Origin of the sequence: Streptomyces sp. NBC_00400 (assembly GCF_036048035.1) — a bacterium.
Lineage (GTDB): Bacteria > Actinomycetota > Actinomycetes > Streptomycetales > Streptomycetaceae > Streptomyces.
The window spans coordinates 2,601,982-2,616,401 of sequence record NZ_CP107940.1 but is presented as its reverse complement, the minus strand read 5'-3'; the positions used below and the strand labels follow the sequence as shown (position 1 = coordinate 2,616,401).

At 71.4% G+C, this 14,420-nt stretch carries 15 protein-coding genes and 1 pseudogene; 10 read left to right on the top strand and 6 right to left on the bottom strand.

Translation table 11 applies throughout. The features are described 5' to 3' along the window. Window positions 1-163: 163 nt before the first annotated feature. Window positions 164-1,249: a magnesium and cobalt transport protein CorA gene (locus OHS81_RS11355; protein ID WP_328391055.1), complete on the top strand. Its 1,086-nt coding sequence runs from the start codon at window positions 164-166 to the stop codon at window positions 1,247-1,249. Window positions 1,250-1,501: 252 nt separating this feature from the next. Further along, a complete protein-coding gene (locus OHS81_RS11350; protein ID WP_328384682.1) occupies window positions 1,502-2,368 on the top strand; it encodes an isocitrate lyase/PEP mutase family protein in 867 nt (288 codons plus the stop codon). Between the two features lie 82 nt (window positions 2,369-2,450). Here OHS81_RS11350 and OHS81_RS11345 read toward each other — a convergent pair whose 3' ends face one another. Both OHS81_RS11345 and OHS81_RS11340 read right to left on the bottom strand, forming a co-directional pair. Further along, entirely contained in the window at window positions 2,451-3,779 is a 1,329-nt protein-coding gene (locus tag OHS81_RS11345) for a CynX/NimT family MFS transporter (protein WP_443058682.1), read from the bottom strand. 19 nt (window positions 3,780-3,798) lie between these two features. After that, entirely contained in the window at window positions 3,799-4,551 is a 753-nt protein-coding gene (locus OHS81_RS11340) for a FadR/GntR family transcriptional regulator (protein WP_328384681.1), read from the bottom strand. Window positions 4,552-4,697: 146 nt separating this feature from the next. Here OHS81_RS11340 and crcB (OHS81_RS11335) point away from each other — a divergent pair, with 146 nt between their 5' ends. Genes crcB (OHS81_RS11335) through crcB (OHS81_RS11325) form a run of 3 tightly spaced genes read left to right on the top strand, consistent with a single transcriptional unit; the run spans window position 4,698 to window position 5,907 of the window. Beyond that, a complete protein-coding gene (gene crcB, locus OHS81_RS11335; protein ID WP_328384680.1) occupies window positions 4,698-5,135 on the top strand; it encodes a fluoride efflux transporter CrcB in 438 nt (145 codons plus the stop codon). Beyond that, window positions 5,132-5,536: a DUF190 domain-containing protein gene (locus OHS81_RS11330; protein WP_328384679.1), complete on the top strand. Its 405-nt coding sequence runs from the start codon at window positions 5,132-5,134 to the stop codon at window positions 5,534-5,536. Before crcB (OHS81_RS11335) ends, OHS81_RS11330 begins: the two co-directional genes overlap by 4 nt. Next, window positions 5,533-5,907, top strand: a complete 375-nt coding sequence (crcB, locus tag OHS81_RS11325) for a fluoride efflux transporter CrcB (RefSeq protein WP_328384678.1) — start codon at window positions 5,533-5,535, stop codon at window positions 5,905-5,907. Before OHS81_RS11330 ends, crcB (OHS81_RS11325) begins: the two co-directional genes overlap by 4 nt. 217 nt (window positions 5,908-6,124) lie before the next feature. On the opposite strand, the gene snpA is transcribed toward crcB (OHS81_RS11325), so the two are convergent. Continuing rightward, window positions 6,125-6,790, bottom strand: a complete 666-nt coding sequence (gene snpA, locus OHS81_RS11320; protein WP_328384677.1) for a snapalysin — start codon at window positions 6,788-6,790, stop codon at window positions 6,125-6,127. Window positions 6,791-7,008: 218 nt separating this feature from the next. On the opposite strand from snpA, the gene OHS81_RS11315 reads away from it, so the two are divergent. The 3 genes and pseudogenes from OHS81_RS11315 (at window position 7,009) to OHS81_RS11305 (ending at window position 10,971) form a co-directional block, all read left to right on the top strand. Beyond that, window positions 7,009-7,968: a LysR family transcriptional regulator gene (locus OHS81_RS11315; protein ID WP_328384676.1), complete on the top strand. Its 960-nt coding sequence runs from the start codon at window positions 7,009-7,011 to the stop codon at window positions 7,966-7,968. Window positions 7,969-8,189: 221 nt separating this feature from the next. Continuing rightward, complete coding sequence (locus OHS81_RS11310; protein ID WP_328384675.1) at window positions 8,190-9,494, top strand: cation:proton antiporter; 1,305 nt, start codon at window positions 8,190-8,192, stop codon at window positions 9,492-9,494. Between the two features lie 249 nt (window positions 9,495-9,743). Further along, a pseudogene (locus OHS81_RS11305) lies at window positions 9,744-10,971 on the top strand (glycosyltransferase family 39 protein). 36 nt (window positions 10,972-11,007) lie between these two features. Here OHS81_RS11305 and sodN read toward each other — a convergent pair. Then, entirely contained in the window at window positions 11,008-11,403 is a 396-nt protein-coding gene (sodN, locus tag OHS81_RS11300) for a superoxide dismutase, Ni (protein WP_030085982.1), read from the bottom strand. Between the two features lie 168 nt (window positions 11,404-11,571). On the opposite strand from sodN, the gene sodX reads away from it, so the two are divergent. Beyond that, window positions 11,572-12,042 (top strand): nickel-type superoxide dismutase maturation protease, encoded by a 471-nt coding sequence (sodX, locus tag OHS81_RS11295; protein WP_328391051.1) that lies wholly within the window; start codon window positions 11,572-11,574, stop codon window positions 12,040-12,042. Here sodX and OHS81_RS11290 read toward each other — a convergent pair. Next, a complete protein-coding gene (locus OHS81_RS11290; protein ID WP_328384674.1) occupies window positions 11,946-12,575 on the bottom strand; it encodes a CGNR zinc finger domain-containing protein in 630 nt (209 codons plus the stop codon). The two genes, sodX and OHS81_RS11290, sit on opposite strands and share 97 nt — an antisense overlap. Window positions 12,576-12,670: 95 nt before the next feature. Here OHS81_RS11290 and OHS81_RS11285 point away from each other — a divergent pair, with 95 nt between their 5' ends. After that, window positions 12,671-13,432: a class I SAM-dependent methyltransferase gene (locus OHS81_RS11285; RefSeq protein ID WP_328384673.1), complete on the top strand. Its 762-nt coding sequence runs from the start codon at window positions 12,671-12,673 to the stop codon at window positions 13,430-13,432. 212 nt (window positions 13,433-13,644) lie between these two features. Here OHS81_RS11285 and OHS81_RS11280 read toward each other — a convergent pair whose 3' ends face one another. After that, complete coding sequence (locus OHS81_RS11280; protein ID WP_328391049.1) at window positions 13,645-14,397, bottom strand: amino acid ABC transporter ATP-binding protein; 753 nt, start codon at window positions 14,395-14,397, stop codon at window positions 13,645-13,647. Window positions 14,398-14,420 lie beyond the last annotated feature (23 nt).

The following is a 14,420-nucleotide window of genomic DNA, read 5'->3' as shown; positions in this document are numbered from 1 at the left end:
GTGCCCGTCCCCCGGTGAACGATATACCCCCCTAGGGTATTCCGTTGGGGGTGTCGCCATGCCGTCGTCCGCTCCCCAGCGTCTTCGCCCCGCCGCGCTGGGTAAAACAGCCGCTGCGCCGTACCGCTCATGCGCTCCCGCGGGCCATACTGGCCCGGTGTCGATGATCAGCAACCTCCGCAAGGCCGTCCGGCTGCCGCAGCCGCGCACCCGGGGGGTCGACCTCAGCCACCCGGCGCGTTCGCCGCTCGGCACCGCCGTGGTGAACTGCGCGGTGTACGTGGACGGCGTGCGGCAGGACGGCGACCATCCGGCCGAGGCGGCGATCCGCCGGGTCCGCGAATCCGGCAGTGGATTTGTGTGGATCGGCCTGCATGAGCCGTCCGAGAAGGAATTCGCCGGAATTGTCGAATTGTTCGGGCTGCACCCGCTCGCCGTGGAGGACGCGGTCTATGCGCACCAGCGGCCCAAGCTGGAGCGCTACGACGATTCGCTGTTCACCGTCTTCAAGACGGTCCGCTATGTCGAGCACGACCGGCTCACCGACACCAGCGAAGTCGTCGAGACCGGCGAGATCATGGTCTTCACCGGCACCGACTTCGTGATCACCGTACGGCACGGCGGGCATGGCTCGCTGGGCCCGCTGCGCGAGCAACTGGAGTCCGTGCCCGAGCAGTTGGCGCTCGGTCCGTCCGCCGTGCTGCACGCCGTCGCCGACCTGGTGGTGGACGACTACCTCGATGTCGCCGCCGCCGTCTCGGTCGATATCGACGACGTCGAGAGCGAGGTCTTCTCCGCGCGCGGCAGCGGCGGGGCCGGCCGGATCTACCAGCTCAAGCGTGAGCTGCTGGAACTCAAGCGCGCGGTGGCTCCCTTGGACCGGCCGATGCAGGAGCTGGCGACCCAGCCGATGGCGCAGGTCGAGCCCCGGATCAAGACGTACTTCCGGGACGTCGCCGACCATCTCGACCGGGTCACCGAGCAGATCACCGCATTCGACGAACTGCTCAACTCCATACTCCAGGCCCATCTCGCCCAGGTCACCGTGGCCCAGAACGAGGACATGCGCCGGATCAGTGCCTGGGTTGCGATCCTGGCGGTGCCGACCATGGTCTGCGGTGTGTACGGCATGAATTTCGACCATATGCCGGAAAAGCACTGGACGTTCGGCTATCCGCTGGTCATGGGGCTGATCGTGACGCTCTGCCGGGTGATCCACCGCGGCTTCAAGCGCAACGGCTGGCTCTGAAGCCCGTCCGAGGAGCACGGACGGCCCCGGGGTGGGCCCGCGAGCCCGTCGGGTGCGCACGCGGGGAAGAAGAAAGAGAAAGTTGGGTAAGACCGTGGCGTGTTAAGGGCATGGTGCCGATGCGCCGGATAAGCATGCTCTGACCAGTTCCCCAGTGGGCGGGTGATCGCGGCGCCGGACCCTTCCGCGCGTCCCCGAACGCGCCCCCGGACGCCGGACCGCGGTCCCCGCCGGTTCTGTGAGGAGAGCACAATGCGGTACGGACGAGCACTGCGTGACGAGATCGCGGCCGAAGGGACGACGCCGCTGATCGGCGTCCACGACATGCACTCGGCCTCGATCGCCGCCGCGCACTACAACGGCTTCTTCGTGTCCGGCTTCGGCTTCGCCGCGTCGTACTACGGGCTTCCGGACATCGGGTTCATCGCCTGGCCCGACATGGTCGCCTTCGTGGAGCGGCTGCGCGGCGCGTTCCCGCGCCACCATCTGCTGGTGGACATCGACGACGGCTATGTCGACCCCGAAGTGGCCTGCCATGTGGTGCAGCGCCTGGAGCGGACCGGCGCGACCGGGGTGATCCTGGAGGACCAGAAGCGGCCCCGCCGTTGCGGCCATGCGGACGGCAAGCTGCTGCTGCCGCTGGAGGAGTACCTGGAGAAGCTGAACCTGGTGCTGGCCAGCCGTACCGATCTGCTCGTCGTGGCCCGCACGGACGCCACGGAGGAGGACGAGATGCTGCGGCGGGCGGCGGCGCTGGCCGGGACCGACGCGGATGTGGTGCTCGTCGACGGGGTGCGCAGCGTCGAGGGGATCCGCCGGATCCGCGCGGTCCTCGGCACCAAGCCGTTGCTGTTCAACCAGATCGCGGGCGGGAAGTCCCCGCGGCTCTCGCTGACCGAACTGACCGAGCTCGGCGTCGATGTGGCCATCTACAGCACCCCCTGTCTGTTCGCCGCGCACCGGGCGATGGAGACCGCGATGGCCGAGCTGAAGTACGCGGACGGACGGCTGCCCGCCACCGGGGGCAGCGGCGGCGGGATCGGGGTCAAGGAAGCCACCGAGCTGCTGGCCCGGAACATCAGCCGGCACCACCCCGTACGGGAGACCGTCCCGGTGTGACCCGCGCGGAGCGGGGTGGAGGGGGTGGAGTGGGACGGAGCGGGACGGGGTGCCAGGGTGTCCCGTCCGTCCCGCCCCGCCGCTACCGCCCCGCCACCTGCCGCGACCGGGCCGCGCACCACCCCGCCGCGATCTGCGGCAGCAGCAGCGCCAGCAGGACGGTCAGCGGGACCGTCCAGCTCCCGGAGAGGTCGTGCACGGCGCCCAGGACGGCCGGGCCGGCCGCCGCGAGGACATAGCCGAAGCACTGGGCCATGCTGGAGAGTTGGGCGGCGTGCCGGGCGTCCGGTGCGCGCTGCACGATGAACAGCAGCGCGAGGCTGATCGCCGCGCCCTGGCCCAGGCCGAGCAGCACCATCCAGAGGTAGGCGCCGGAGGCCGGCGCGACCAGCACCCCGAGGAAACCGGCCGCGCACAACAGCGCGCCCGCGGCCGCCAGGACGCCGGCCCGCAGCCGGCGGCCCACGACGACCGGCGCGAGGAACGAGCCGGTGATGCCCAGCAGCGAGGAGAAGGAGAGCATCCACCCGGCGTCGCCCGCGCTCATCCCGGCGTCCGTGAGCATCGTCGGCAGCCAGGCGGCGGCCGCGTAGTAACTCAGCGACTGCAGGCCCATATAGCCGGTCACCTGCCAGGCCAGCGGATCGCGCCACAGTCCGCGCACCGGGTGGGCCGCAGCGTGGGCCGCGGCCCCCGGCACGCGCGTACGGGTCCGGGCCTGCGGCAGCCAGCAGACCAGCGCGAGGGCCGCGAGTGCGCCCCAACAGGCCAGCGTGGCACGCCAGTTCAGACCGGCGGCCTGCTGGACGGGTACCGTGACGCCGGCCGCGAGCGCGGCGCCGCCGAACAGCGACATCGAGTACAGCCCGGTCATCAGCCCGGCCCTGGCCGGGAAGTCCCGCTTGATCAGGCCGGGCAGCAGCACATTGGCGACGGCGATCCCGGCGCCGATCACCAGCGTTCCGGCGAACAGCGCCACGGTCGAGTCCAGCAGCCGTAGCGCGGTTCCGCCGCAGATCAGTGCCATCGTGCCGAGCAGCGACCGCTCCATGCCCAGCCGCCGCCCCAGCCGCGGCGCGACCGGCGCCAGCAGGCCGAAGCAGAGCAGCGGCAGCGCGGTGAGCAGACTCGTGGCGGCGGCCGACATCCCGCTGTCGCCGCGGATGGTGCCGACGAGCGGGGAGACGGCGACCAGGGCCGGACGCAGGTTCAGAGCCAGCAGGACGACGCCGGCGCCGAGGTACAGGGCGCGGCGCCCGGCGACGCCGGACGGAGCCGGCGCCGGTGCGGCGTCCGGGCCTCCTGGCAGGCCGGCAGCGGAGGTGCCCGGGGGCCCGGACCTGCCGGTGACGGACGCGTCCGCCCTGGCTGCCGGGCCTTCGGATATGCCGGCGGCGGGCCGTGCCTCCACGGCTGCCGGTCCTCCTTCGTCACGCACGTGCGTCGTCTCCAGGGTCAGGGGTGGTGCGGCCGCCCCGGCCGCGGGGGTTTGGGGCGGGCTCGCGCAGGGCGTTCATCGCCTCCGTGAGGTGCGCCAGCGCGGCCCGCTCGGCGGCCTCGGCGTCCCGCGCCTCGATGGCGTCGACGATGGCGGTGTGCGCGTCGAGCTGATGGCGGACCGCCTCGGGCAGCGGCGTGCCGAGCACGGTCTGCAGCGTCCCGCGCAGCGCATCGCTGAAGTGCTCGTACAGCTCGGCCAGCACGCTGTTGTGCGCGGCGGCCGCCACCGCACGGTGAAAGCGCATGTCCGCATCGATGAAGGCGGCCACCTCGCCGCTCTCCCAGGCCCGGCCGCGCTCGGCCAGCGCACCGCGCAGCGCGGCAAGATCCTCGTCGGTACGGCGCTCGGCGGCATAGCGTGCGGCATCGCGCTCCAGGCTGGCGCGCACCTCGTACGCCTCCAGGCTCTCGGCCCGCTGCAGCCGCCGCTGTACGGCCGCGCCGAAGCCGCTGCCGGCGCGGACATAGGTCCCGTCGCCCTGCCGCGGCTCCAGCATCCCGGTGTGCACCAGCGCGCGCACCGCCTCGCGGACGGTGTTGCGCCCGACGTCCAGCTGCTCCACCAGCACGGGCTCGGCGGGGATCTTCGTGCCGACCTCCCACTCGCCGTCGGCGATCAGCCGCTCCATCTGCTCGATGACCAGATCGACCAGGCTGGTGCGGGCGGTGCTGCGCAGCGGCATCGGCGCCGGCCTCCTCCGTCTTCGCAGGAGGCCGGTTCTTCCGGCGCTCCTGGGGATGGCATTCCACCGGTGATGGGAACATCCCATGTTTAGCGGTGTCAAACGCACAGGGTTAGCCTGAAGGCGGCGATGATCTCGGGAGAGATATGGATGAGCGAGGCCGGCCGGCGGCGCCCTGGCAGGGGCAGTGGCCGGTGATCGGCGTGGTGGCGGCGGGCGGCGCGATCGGCGCCACGGCCCGTTACGGCGCCGCGCTGCTGTGGCCCACGGCCCACGGCGCTTTCCCCCTGACCACGTTCACCGTCAACGCCGCCGGCTGTGCGCTGATGGGCGTCCTGATGGTGATCATCACCGAGGTCCGCGCGGCCCACCGGCTGGTGCGCCCCTTCCTCGGCACCGGGATCCTCGGCGGCTTCACCACCTTCTCCACCTACGCCGTCGACATCCAGCGGCTGGTCGCCGCCGGGCGGGCGGCCGCGGCCCTGGCCACTCTCGTCGGTACCGTGCTGGTCACGCTCGCGGCCGTGTGGGCCGGGGTGACCGGCACCCGGGCACTTCTCCAACTGAGGCGGCGGACGGCATGACACACGGCACGGCACATCCGGGCGGCGCCCCCGCGCTGCGGCTCACGGTCCTCGTCGGCGAAGAGGACGTATGGCACCGCAAACCGCTCTACGCGGAGATCGTGCACCGCGCGCGCCATGCGGGGCTGGCCGGGGCCAGCGTCTTCCGGGGGATCGAGGGCTTCGGCTCCGCCGGCATCGTCCACACCCAGCGCCTGCTCTCCCTGAGCGAGGAAATGCCGGTGGCGATCGTCGTCGTCGACACGGAGGAGCGGGTGCGGGCCTTCCTCCCGCAGCTGGACGAACTCCTCGCGGACGGCGGGCTGGTGACCCTCGACCCGTGCGAGATGATCTCCTACCGGCGTACGGGCGGAAATGGCGGTACGGGCGGTACGGGCGCCGGTGAGGGCGGACGCGGGTGAACTGGCTGCTGGTGGTGGCCGGTGCCATGGTCGGGGCACCGCTGCGCTTCCTCACCGACCGCTATGTGCAGTCCCGCCACGACACCGTCTTCCCCTGGGGCACCTTCACCGTCAACGCCGTCGGCTCCCTGATCCTCGGCCTGCTGACCGGCGCGGCCTCCGCCGGCGCCGCCTCCTCGCACGTCCAACTGCTGCTCGGCACGGGGCTGTGCGGTGCCCTGACCACCTACTCGACCTTTTCCTACGAAACGCTCCGGCTGGCCGCGGACCGGGCCCGGGCGAGTGCGGCGGCCAATGTCGTGGTGACCGTGGCGGCCGGACTGGCGGCGGCGTTCGCCGGGGTGGCCGCCGGACAGGCGATCTGGGGCTGACGCCTCCCTGGCCGCGGGCAGACGAAAGCGGTGGGGCTCCGGAGAGCCCCACCGCACGGGCGGCGGCTGGAGATGCGAGGGCTGGTGGGGTACGAGCGCCGGCCGCCAGGTCCCGGCTCTCGACAGCCCCCGGCCGTGCGGATCCGACCACCGTCAGCTCGGTCGCATCCGCCGGCCACCGCCGAACTTCGTTACGTCACAAGGCCCGTGGGGTACTTCAGGAGGCCTTGCCGAAGTGGACGCCCGCCAGGCCGTTGGCCCAGAGCTGGTCCACCTTGGCGCTCTCGTTCGCGTCCGGCTGGGTGTTCTGGCAGGACGTGCCGGGGCCGCCGCCGGACATCAGCTCGCTGCACGGGCCCTCGTAGTGGTCCGGCAGGCCCAGCACATGGCCGGTCTCGTGCGCGGCCACGCGGGTGGAGTTGTACTCCTGGTTCTGCTGGTAGTCCAGGAAGACATAGCCCTTGCCGTGGCCGTCGGTGCTGGCGTACGAGCCGCGCGGGTCGTTGCCCTCGCGGTACTGGAAGTCGCCGCCGCTGCCCGCCTGCAGCTTCACGTTCGACACGGCGCTGTTCCAGATCGACGCGCTCTGGGCTATCTGGTTCGCGAAGGTCGGGGCCGCGCCGGCGTCGTAGGTGACGGTCACCGAGGCGGCGTGGGGATGGGCCTTCATCTTGGCCTTGGCCGACTTCACCACGGCCTCGAAGAACGCCTTGGTGTCGGCCTTCTCGGCCGCCGAGCCGTTGTAGGCCGCGATCGAAGCGGGGGTGCTGTGGGAGGAGTTGGTGGGGGAGGGGGAAGCTGCCGAAACCGGCGCCGCGGCTGCGAGCGCGGCGACGAGGCCCAGTCCGAGCGCCGCCGACAGCGCCGTCTTGGGAGATCTCATGTGGGGGCTCCTTTGACTCCGAGGGCCGTACGGTCGCCGTGTGGGGCGGCGACCGGGGCCCTGCGGATTTCTTGGTGCAGTTGAGTCTGGACGGAGTTCACCCGGAAGACAGAGATGCCAGGTGGCGATAGCACCGGCCAATACCCCGGAAAAAAGAGCGCGTTCCGGCAGGTTTGAGAGTCTGGTGTGACGTATGCCTACGTCGTTATGCTCCGGACGTGGAGCTCGAGGTAAGGCATCTTCGCGCATTGTGCGCCATCGCGGACTCCGGCAGCGTACGCAAGGCGGCCCGGCAGCTCGGCATGACCCAGCCTTCCCTGACGACCCAGCTCCACCGCATCGAGAAGGCCCTGGGCGGCCAGCTCTTCTTCCGTGAACCGACGGGCAGCCGGCCCACGCCCCTGGGACATGCGGTGCTGTGCCGGGCCCGGCCGATAGTGGCCGAAATGCGCGCACTTATTGACGAGGTTGCCTCGGCCTCGCACCGCGACCAGGGCACGCGGCTGCACATCGGCAGTACCAACAGCCCCGCGGTCGCCGGGTGGCTGCGCCGGCTCCGGGTGCGGCTGCCGGACACCGACACCACGATAAGAACCGATGTGTCCGCCAATGCGCTGCTCCACATGGTCGCGACGGGACAGCTCGACGCCGCCTTCGTCCACGAGGTCGAGGGCGCGCCCCTACGGGTTCCCGACGGCCTGGTCGAGCATGAACTCATCGCCAGGGAACCGCAGTTCATCGCCGTGGGGGCCGCCCATCCCGCGGCCGGGCGGACGGTCATCCGGGTGTCGGACCTCGCCGACGACCAGTGGATGGTCGACCCGACCGTGGACGGCGAATGGGCGGGACTGCGCCGCATCTGGGCCGCGGCCGGTATCAACCCCCGTGTCGTGCACGGCGACTACCTCACCACGGTGGATCTGGTCACGGCAGGCGAGGTGGTCACCCCCTGCCAGCCGACCGCGCGCTCCCGGCACGGCATGGCGATCCGCCCCCTGTACGGCGACCCGCTGGCCGTCCGCCTCTTCATGGCCTGCCGCCAGGAAGGCACCCCCGCCGCCTCCGCCGACGACCTGTTCGCCGACCTGACCGCCTCGTACATGGAGACCGCCTGGGCGAGCGAGGCCTACCGGACCTGGCTGGTGCAGCACAACGGGCCGCTGCCGGTCGGTGGGTAGGGCGCCGGACGGCCACGACCGCCTGCCCTTGCCCTGTGCCGGTGCCCGCTCCCGGGTGCGCCGGCGGTCCGGATGCCGCACGCACTCCGCCCCGCCGGCCGGGCCTGTCCACCAACCGTGTGAAAGCCGCGGTCCCGGCCGCCGGGGGCCGACCGGCCCGTGAGGCGATGGCCGAGAGTGGGGGTGCCGAAAGCCGGCGCGGCCAAGCCCTGGAGACCCGTGTGGATGGCACCTCTTCCCTGGTCCTGCTCCTGCTGTTCCTGTGGTGTCTGTGTTCGCGGCGGATGGAACGCTACGAGCTGACCGCTCCCGCCGCCTTCGTCCTGCTGGGGCTGCTGCTGGGCGAGGGCACCGGGGTCCTCCACCTCGCCCTCCCGCACGAGACGGTCAAGCTGCTCGCGGAGGTCACCCTGGTCTGGGTGCTCTTCACCGACGCCGCCCGGCTCTCCTTCCGGGCCCTGCGCCCGGAGCTCGGCCTCTACGGACGGCTGCTGGGGATCGGGCTGCCGCTGTGCGTGGCCCTCGGCACGGTGCTGGCGGCCGCCCTGCTCCCCGGTGTCTCCTGGTGGGCCGCCCTGTACGTCGGGGCCGCGCTCGCTCCGACGGACGCCGCGCTCGGTGCCACGATGATGGTCAACCCCGTCGTGCCCGCGAAGATCCGCCGGCTCATCAATGTCGAGAGCGGTCTCAACGACGGCATCGTCACGCCCCTGGTGGTGCTCGCCCTGGCCGGGGTGTCCGCGGCCGAGCACACCGCCCCGCCGGATGCCACCGGTCATGCCGTGGTGCAGCTCGTCGTCGGCGCGGCGTACGGCGCGGTGGTCGGACTGGCCGCCGGGTGGCTGCTGCGGACCACACTCCGCAACGGCTGGGCGGCCGAGGACTTCGCCGGCGCGGGCGTGCTGGCCCTGGCCCTCCTCGGCTACACCTCCGCGCTCGCGCTCGGCGGCAACGGGTTCATCGCCGCCTTCGTCGCGGGCCTGGCTTTCGGATCGACGCACGGTGCGCCGCAGCGGGTGCTCCTGTACGTCGAGCAGTCCGCCGCACTGCTCTCCGTGCTGGTCTGGCTGGTCTTCGGCGCCCTCCTGCTGCCGGAGGTGTTCGCCCACCTCACCTGGCAGACCGCGGTCTACGCCGTCCTGAGCCTCACGGTGATCCGGATGCTGCCCGTGGCCCTGTCCCTGATCGGGAGCGGACTGGACCTCAAAACGGTCCTGTTCGTGGGCTGGTTCGGCCCCCGCGGGCTGGCCTCGATCATCTTCGGCCTGCTGGCGGTCGAGGAGCTGGCGGCCCCCGACACCCGAGCGGTGGTCCCGGTCGTCACCCTCACCGTCCTGCTCAGCGTCCTCGCCCACGGCCTCACCTCCGCACCCCTGGCGAACCGCTACGGCAAAGCGGCGGCGGCCAAGGGCATCGGCCCGGCCGGCACCACGGCGGACGAACTCCCGGTCAGGGGCATGGCGGCGGGCGGCCTGCACCACGGCCACGGCCACGGCCGGCGCCGCGGCGGCCCGGCGCCGTCGTGAACGCCACTCGACTCGCCTGAATCTCCACAGCGGCCGGGTGCAAGCCGGTATCCACGTGATCCTGGTAACGCCGCAGGCCGGCCGTGGCTGAAAAGACGAGACCGCAGACGTCCGGGCAGGCACCGGCAAGAAGCCGTCTCTCCGCGGAATGTGATGCTCTTTTTGCCGCCGACGGAATGAACAGCGCTGGATGGCAGTGGAAAGGATGAAGGTCCCTCCGTTTGTGACGCTCGTGGAGTCGCCGATTCCATTCCCGCCGCAGGCCGGAAAAGGGCCCTCGCCCTCGGCCTGTGGGGGCTCTCCCGGCAGCACAGCGTGTGGCGGGACGAGGCCGCTACCTGGCAGGTGGCCCAACGGACCGCCGATGAGATCTGGCACATGCTGGGGCAGGTCGATGTCGTGCACGGGCTCTATTACCTGCTGATGCATGGCCTCTTCGAAGTTTTCGGGCCCGGTACCACGACCCTGCGGCTGCCGTCCGTGCCGGCCATGGCGGTGGCGGCCTGTGTGATGGTCATCGGCCGGCGGCTGGCCGGGACCTGGGCGGGGGGTTAGCAGGAGGGCTGGCGTTCGGCCTGCTCCCGGCCGTGCAGTTCCACCTCCAGGAGGGCCGCCCGTTTGCACTGGTCACGGCCGGGGCCGCGCTCTCGACCCTGCTGCTCGTGACCGTGCTCGCGGGGCGTGGCGGCGCGATGCGCTGGGCTGCGTACGGCGGAACGGTCCTGGTGTGCGGGCTGCTGAACTGGCTGTCGCTGCTGATGCTGCCCGCGCACCTGGCAACTCTGGCCTGGGCAGGGGCCGGTCGCGGGACGTGGAGGACATATTGTTCAGCATGCTGGGGCTGGCGCTGCTGATCGGGGGCGGACTGGGGGCAGCCGTACGGTCTGCCGCGCCACGGTTCCCCAGGGCATCTCCGTGGATCCTCCCCGTGGTGGTCGCCGTGGCGATGGCGGCGCTGGTGCCGCAATCGCTGGCCAAGCGCTCCCCGGACAGCCGGGTGGACGACGTCCTGGCAGTGGCAGCAGAGGTGCGGCGGCTCAAAGAGGCCGGTGGCGCCGTGCTCTTCATACCGGCGGCGCGTCGCGACACCGAGCTGGTCTCCCCCGACGCCTTCACCGGCCTGAGGGACATCGCTCTCCTGGAGGGCCCGGAGGAGTCGGGGACCTTGAAGGGGGTGGAGGCCGACCCGGCCCGGATACGGGCTGCGATAGCGGCCCAGCGACGGATCCTGCTGGTCACGGACGCAACGAAGGTGGCGAAGCCGGTGTCGGCGGAGCGGGACAGGGCGAAGGCCGCCATGTTGAAGGAGCACTTCACGGTGGTGTCGGACGAGCAGGTACGCGGCCGGCGGGTGACGGTGTACGAGCGGACCGGAACGGGCCCGCGATCCACCCACGGAAAGAAGACCGCACCCGCTCCGTCACGGGCGCCCTGCTGGGCGGCGTGCGGACCGGGTGCGGACAGTTGGGCGAGGTGACCTGCGAAACCGCAGGTCGAGCGGCCCAGCCTGAGGTCAGGCCTTCTTGGTCTCCCAGAAGATCTTGTCGATCTGGGCGATGTAGTCCAGGGCCTTCTGGCCGGTGGCCGGGTCGTTGGAACCCTTGGCCGCGCTGAGGGCCTTGAGGGTGTCGTTGACCAGCTGGTGCAGCTCCGGGTACTTCTCGAAGTGCGGGGGCTTGAAGTAGTCGCTCCACAGCACCGAGACGTGGTGCTTGGCCAGCTCGGCGCGCTGCTCCTTGATCAGGACGGCGCGAGTGCGGAAGTCCGCGTCCTCGTTGGCCTGGTACTTCTCCTGGACGGCCTTGACGGACTCGGCCTCGATGCGGGCCTGGGCCGGGTCGTACACGCCGCAGGGCAGGTCGCAGTGGGCGCTGACCTTCACCTTGGGGGCGAACAGGCGCGAAAGCATGTTCAGTCCTTCCTCGTGATCGTCTTCTCAGGTGCGAGATTACTCGGTGCGGGAAGGCTTTTCTTGGCCGGGCCGGGGGTCTTAGGGCAAAAGTCCGGTGCCGGGGTGGGGCTGATGGAGGATGGACCGGTGAGCGGGACGGACCGGGGCTGGACCGGGAGGTACGGGATGCCGGAGCGGGTGCATGAGCGTGGGCCGGAGCAGGGCGGGGGTGCGGACGCGGGGAGCGGGCGGGGCGGGCTCCTCCGTGCCTTCGGGCTGGCCGAGGTCTACAACCCGTCGATGGTGCCGACGCTGCAGCCCGGGGACCAGCTGGTGGTGCAGTACGGGGCGGTGGTGCGGCCCGGTGACGTCGTCGTGCTGCGGCACCCGTTCCGGCAGGATCTGCTGATCGTCAAGCGGGTCGTGCGGCGGCGGGACGGCGGTTGGTGGGTGCAGGGCGACAATCCGTTCGTCGAGAACGACAGCCGGGAATTCGGGGTCGTTCCCGACGAACTGGTCATCGCCCGTGCCTGGGTGCGGGTGCGGCCCCCGCGGGGGATTCAGCGCTCGGTCACCGGGGTGCTCTCCTGGGTGGTCGCGGCGGTCCGGCCGGTGAGGCCCGAGCGCTCGCTCGCCAGGCGCTTGCGGGCGCGGTAGGCGGCGACATTGGCGCGGGTGGCGCAGCGGTCGGAGCAGTAGCGCCGCGAGCGGTTGGTCGAGGTGTCCAGGTAGACGTTGCGGCAGGGCTGCGCCTCGCAGATGCCGAGCCGGTCCACGCCCAGGTCGGTGAGGTGGAAGGCCAGGCCCATGCAGGCGGTCGCGGTGTAGCCCGCGGTGGCGTTGGCCGCGTGGTCGGCGATGTGCATGTGCCAGTCGGGGCGGCCGTTGTCGTCACGGTATTCGTGGCCGGAGATCTGCGGGCTGACCGGGAACTCCATCATCAGGGCGTTGAGGAGGTCCACGGCGCGCACCTCGTCGCCGCCGGCCGCGGCCTCGAAGACGGCGCGCAGCCGGGCGCGGACCGTGCGCAGCCGGGTCACATCGCTCTCGGTCGCGCGCCGGGCGGCCTGCTGGGCGGGGCCGAAGAGGTCGCGTACGGCTTCGACCGTGGTGAGGCTGTCGGTGCCGCGCTCGGGCTGCTCGGTGTTGACCAGTCGCACGGCATAGTCCGAGTAATAGGCCAGTTCCACTTGTAGTCCTTACGGGCGGGGGCTAAGGTGCGGAGTGCTTGCGTGAGGTAATGGGTGTTGTAGCTACGAGGGTATTACGTCTTGAAGGGGAAGCGATGACCGAGACCGTTGCCGGCGCCGATTGGCAGGCGTGGCAGAACAGTTGGGACCGCCAGCAGGAGTGGTACCTCCCCGACCGCGAGGAGCGGTTCCGGGTGATGCTGGACATGGTCGAGGCCCTGGTGGGTCCCGCGCCCCGGGTGCTGGATCTCGCCTGCGGCACGGGAAGTATCTCCGACCGGCTGCTGAAGCGGTTCCCCGAGGCCGAGAGTGTGGGCGTCGATCTGGATCCCGCGCTGCTGGCCATCGCGGAAGGGTACTTCGCCGGCGAGCGCCGGGTCCGCTTCGTACGCGCCGATCTCAAGGACCCGGCCTGGACGGACCGGCTGCCGCACGACTCGTACGACGCGGTACTCACCGCCACCGCGCTGCACTGGCTGCACACCGAAGACCTCCGGGGGCTGTACGGGCAGCTCGGCACCCTGGTGCGCGACGGCGGGGTCTTCCTGAACGCCGACCACATGCCCGAGGAGGCCACCCCGCGGATCAACGCCGCCGAGCGGGCGTTCCGGCATGCGCGGATGGACGCGGCGAAGGCGGCCGGCGCCGTCGACTGGGCCGAGTGGTGGCGGCTGGCGGCCGCCGACCCGCGGCTGGCCGGGCCGACCGCCGAGCGCTTCGAGATCTACGGCGAGCACGCGGACGGCGACACCCCCTCGGCGGCATGGCACGCGGCCGTGCTGCGCGAATCGGGGTTCGCGGAGGCGCGGCCGGTATGGGCCTCGCCCACGGATGCGCTGGTGCTGGGCCTGAAGTAGGGGCATGGCGCACCGCTGCACCGGCCGGTGACGAGGGAGGGACGGGCGGAGGAGGGCCGGAGGAGGGCGGAGGCGAAGGGCGGCGACGGAAGAAGGGCCGCGGCGGGCCTTCTCCCGGGGGAGCAGGTCTCGCCGCGGCCCGGTGAGCCCGGCACGGGCCCCTACCGCTTCAGCGCCTTCGACTGCAGCACCTTCGACTGCAGCGCCTTCGACTACAGCACCTTCGACAGGAACGACTTCGTCCGCTCGTGTTGCGGGTTGCCGAGCACTTCGCGCGGGTGGCCGGATTCGACCACCACCCCGTCGTCCATGAAGACCAGCGAGTCGCCGACCTCGCGGGCGAAGCCCATCTCATGGGTCACGACGATCATCGTCATACCGTCCGCCGCCAGGTCCTTCATGACGTCCAGGACGTCACCGACCAGCTCCGGGTCCAGGGCCGAGGTCGGCTCGTCGAAGAGCATCAGCTTGGGCTCCATCGCCAGCGCACGGGCGATGGCGACGCGCTGCTGCTGGCCGCCGGAGAGCTGCGAGGGGTAGTTCCCGGCCTTGTCGGACAGCCCGACGCGGTCCAGGAGCCCCACCGCCCGCTCCCGGGCGGCGGACTTCGACTCGCCCTTGACCTGGATCGGCGCCTCCATGATGTTCTCCACCGCGGTCATGTGCGGGAAGAGGTTGAAGCGCTGGAAGACCATGCCGATATCGCGGCGGCGGGCGGCGACCTCGCGGTCGCGCAGCTCGTAGAGCTTGCCGTGGTGCTCGCGGTAGCCGACCAGTTCGCCGTCGACGGACAGCCGGCCGGCGTTGACCTTCTCCAGGTGGTTGATGCAGCGCAGGAACGTCGACTTGCCGGAGCCGGACGGGCCGATCAGGCAGAAGACCTCCCGGGGCGCGACCTCCAGGTCGATGCCCTTGAGGATGTGGGCCGCGCCGAAGGACTTGTGGACGCCCTCGGCCTTGACCATCGGGCCGCCGCTCGTACCGGCCG

Excerpts from the sequence above, each read along its gene's own strand:
- OHS81_RS11355 (WP_328391055.1), top strand. The coding sequence starts at position 164 with ATGATCAGCAACCTCCGCAAGGCCGTCCGGCTGCCGCAGCCGCGCACC.
- OHS81_RS11350 (WP_328384682.1), top strand. The coding sequence starts at position 1,502 with ATGCGGTACGGACGAGCACTGCGTGACGAGATCGCGGCCGAAGGGACG.
- OHS81_RS11340 (WP_328384681.1), bottom strand. The coding sequence starts at position 4,551 with ATGCCGCTGCGCAGCACCGCCCGCACCAGCCTGGTCGATCTGGTCATC.
- crcB (WP_328384680.1), top strand. The coding sequence starts at position 4,698 with ATGGATGAGCGAGGCCGGCCGGCGGCGCCCTGGCAGGGGCAGTGGCCG.
- OHS81_RS11330 (WP_328384679.1), top strand. The coding sequence starts at position 5,132 with ATGACACACGGCACGGCACATCCGGGCGGCGCCCCCGCGCTGCGGCTC.
- snpA (WP_328384677.1), bottom strand. The coding sequence starts at position 6,790 with ATGAGATCTCCCAAGACGGCGCTGTCGGCGGCGCTCGGACTGGGCCTC.
- sodN (WP_030085982.1), bottom strand. The coding sequence starts at position 11,403 with ATGCTTTCGCGCCTGTTCGCCCCCAAGGTGAAGGTCAGCGCCCACTGC.
- sodX (WP_328391051.1), top strand. The coding sequence starts at position 11,572 with ATGCCGGAGCGGGTGCATGAGCGTGGGCCGGAGCAGGGCGGGGGTGCG.
- OHS81_RS11285 (WP_328384673.1), top strand. The coding sequence starts at position 12,671 with ATGACCGAGACCGTTGCCGGCGCCGATTGGCAGGCGTGGCAGAACAGT.
- OHS81_RS11280 (WP_328391049.1), bottom strand. The coding sequence starts at position 14,397 with ATGGTCAAGGCCGAGGGCGTCCACAAGTCCTTCGGCGCGGCCCACATC.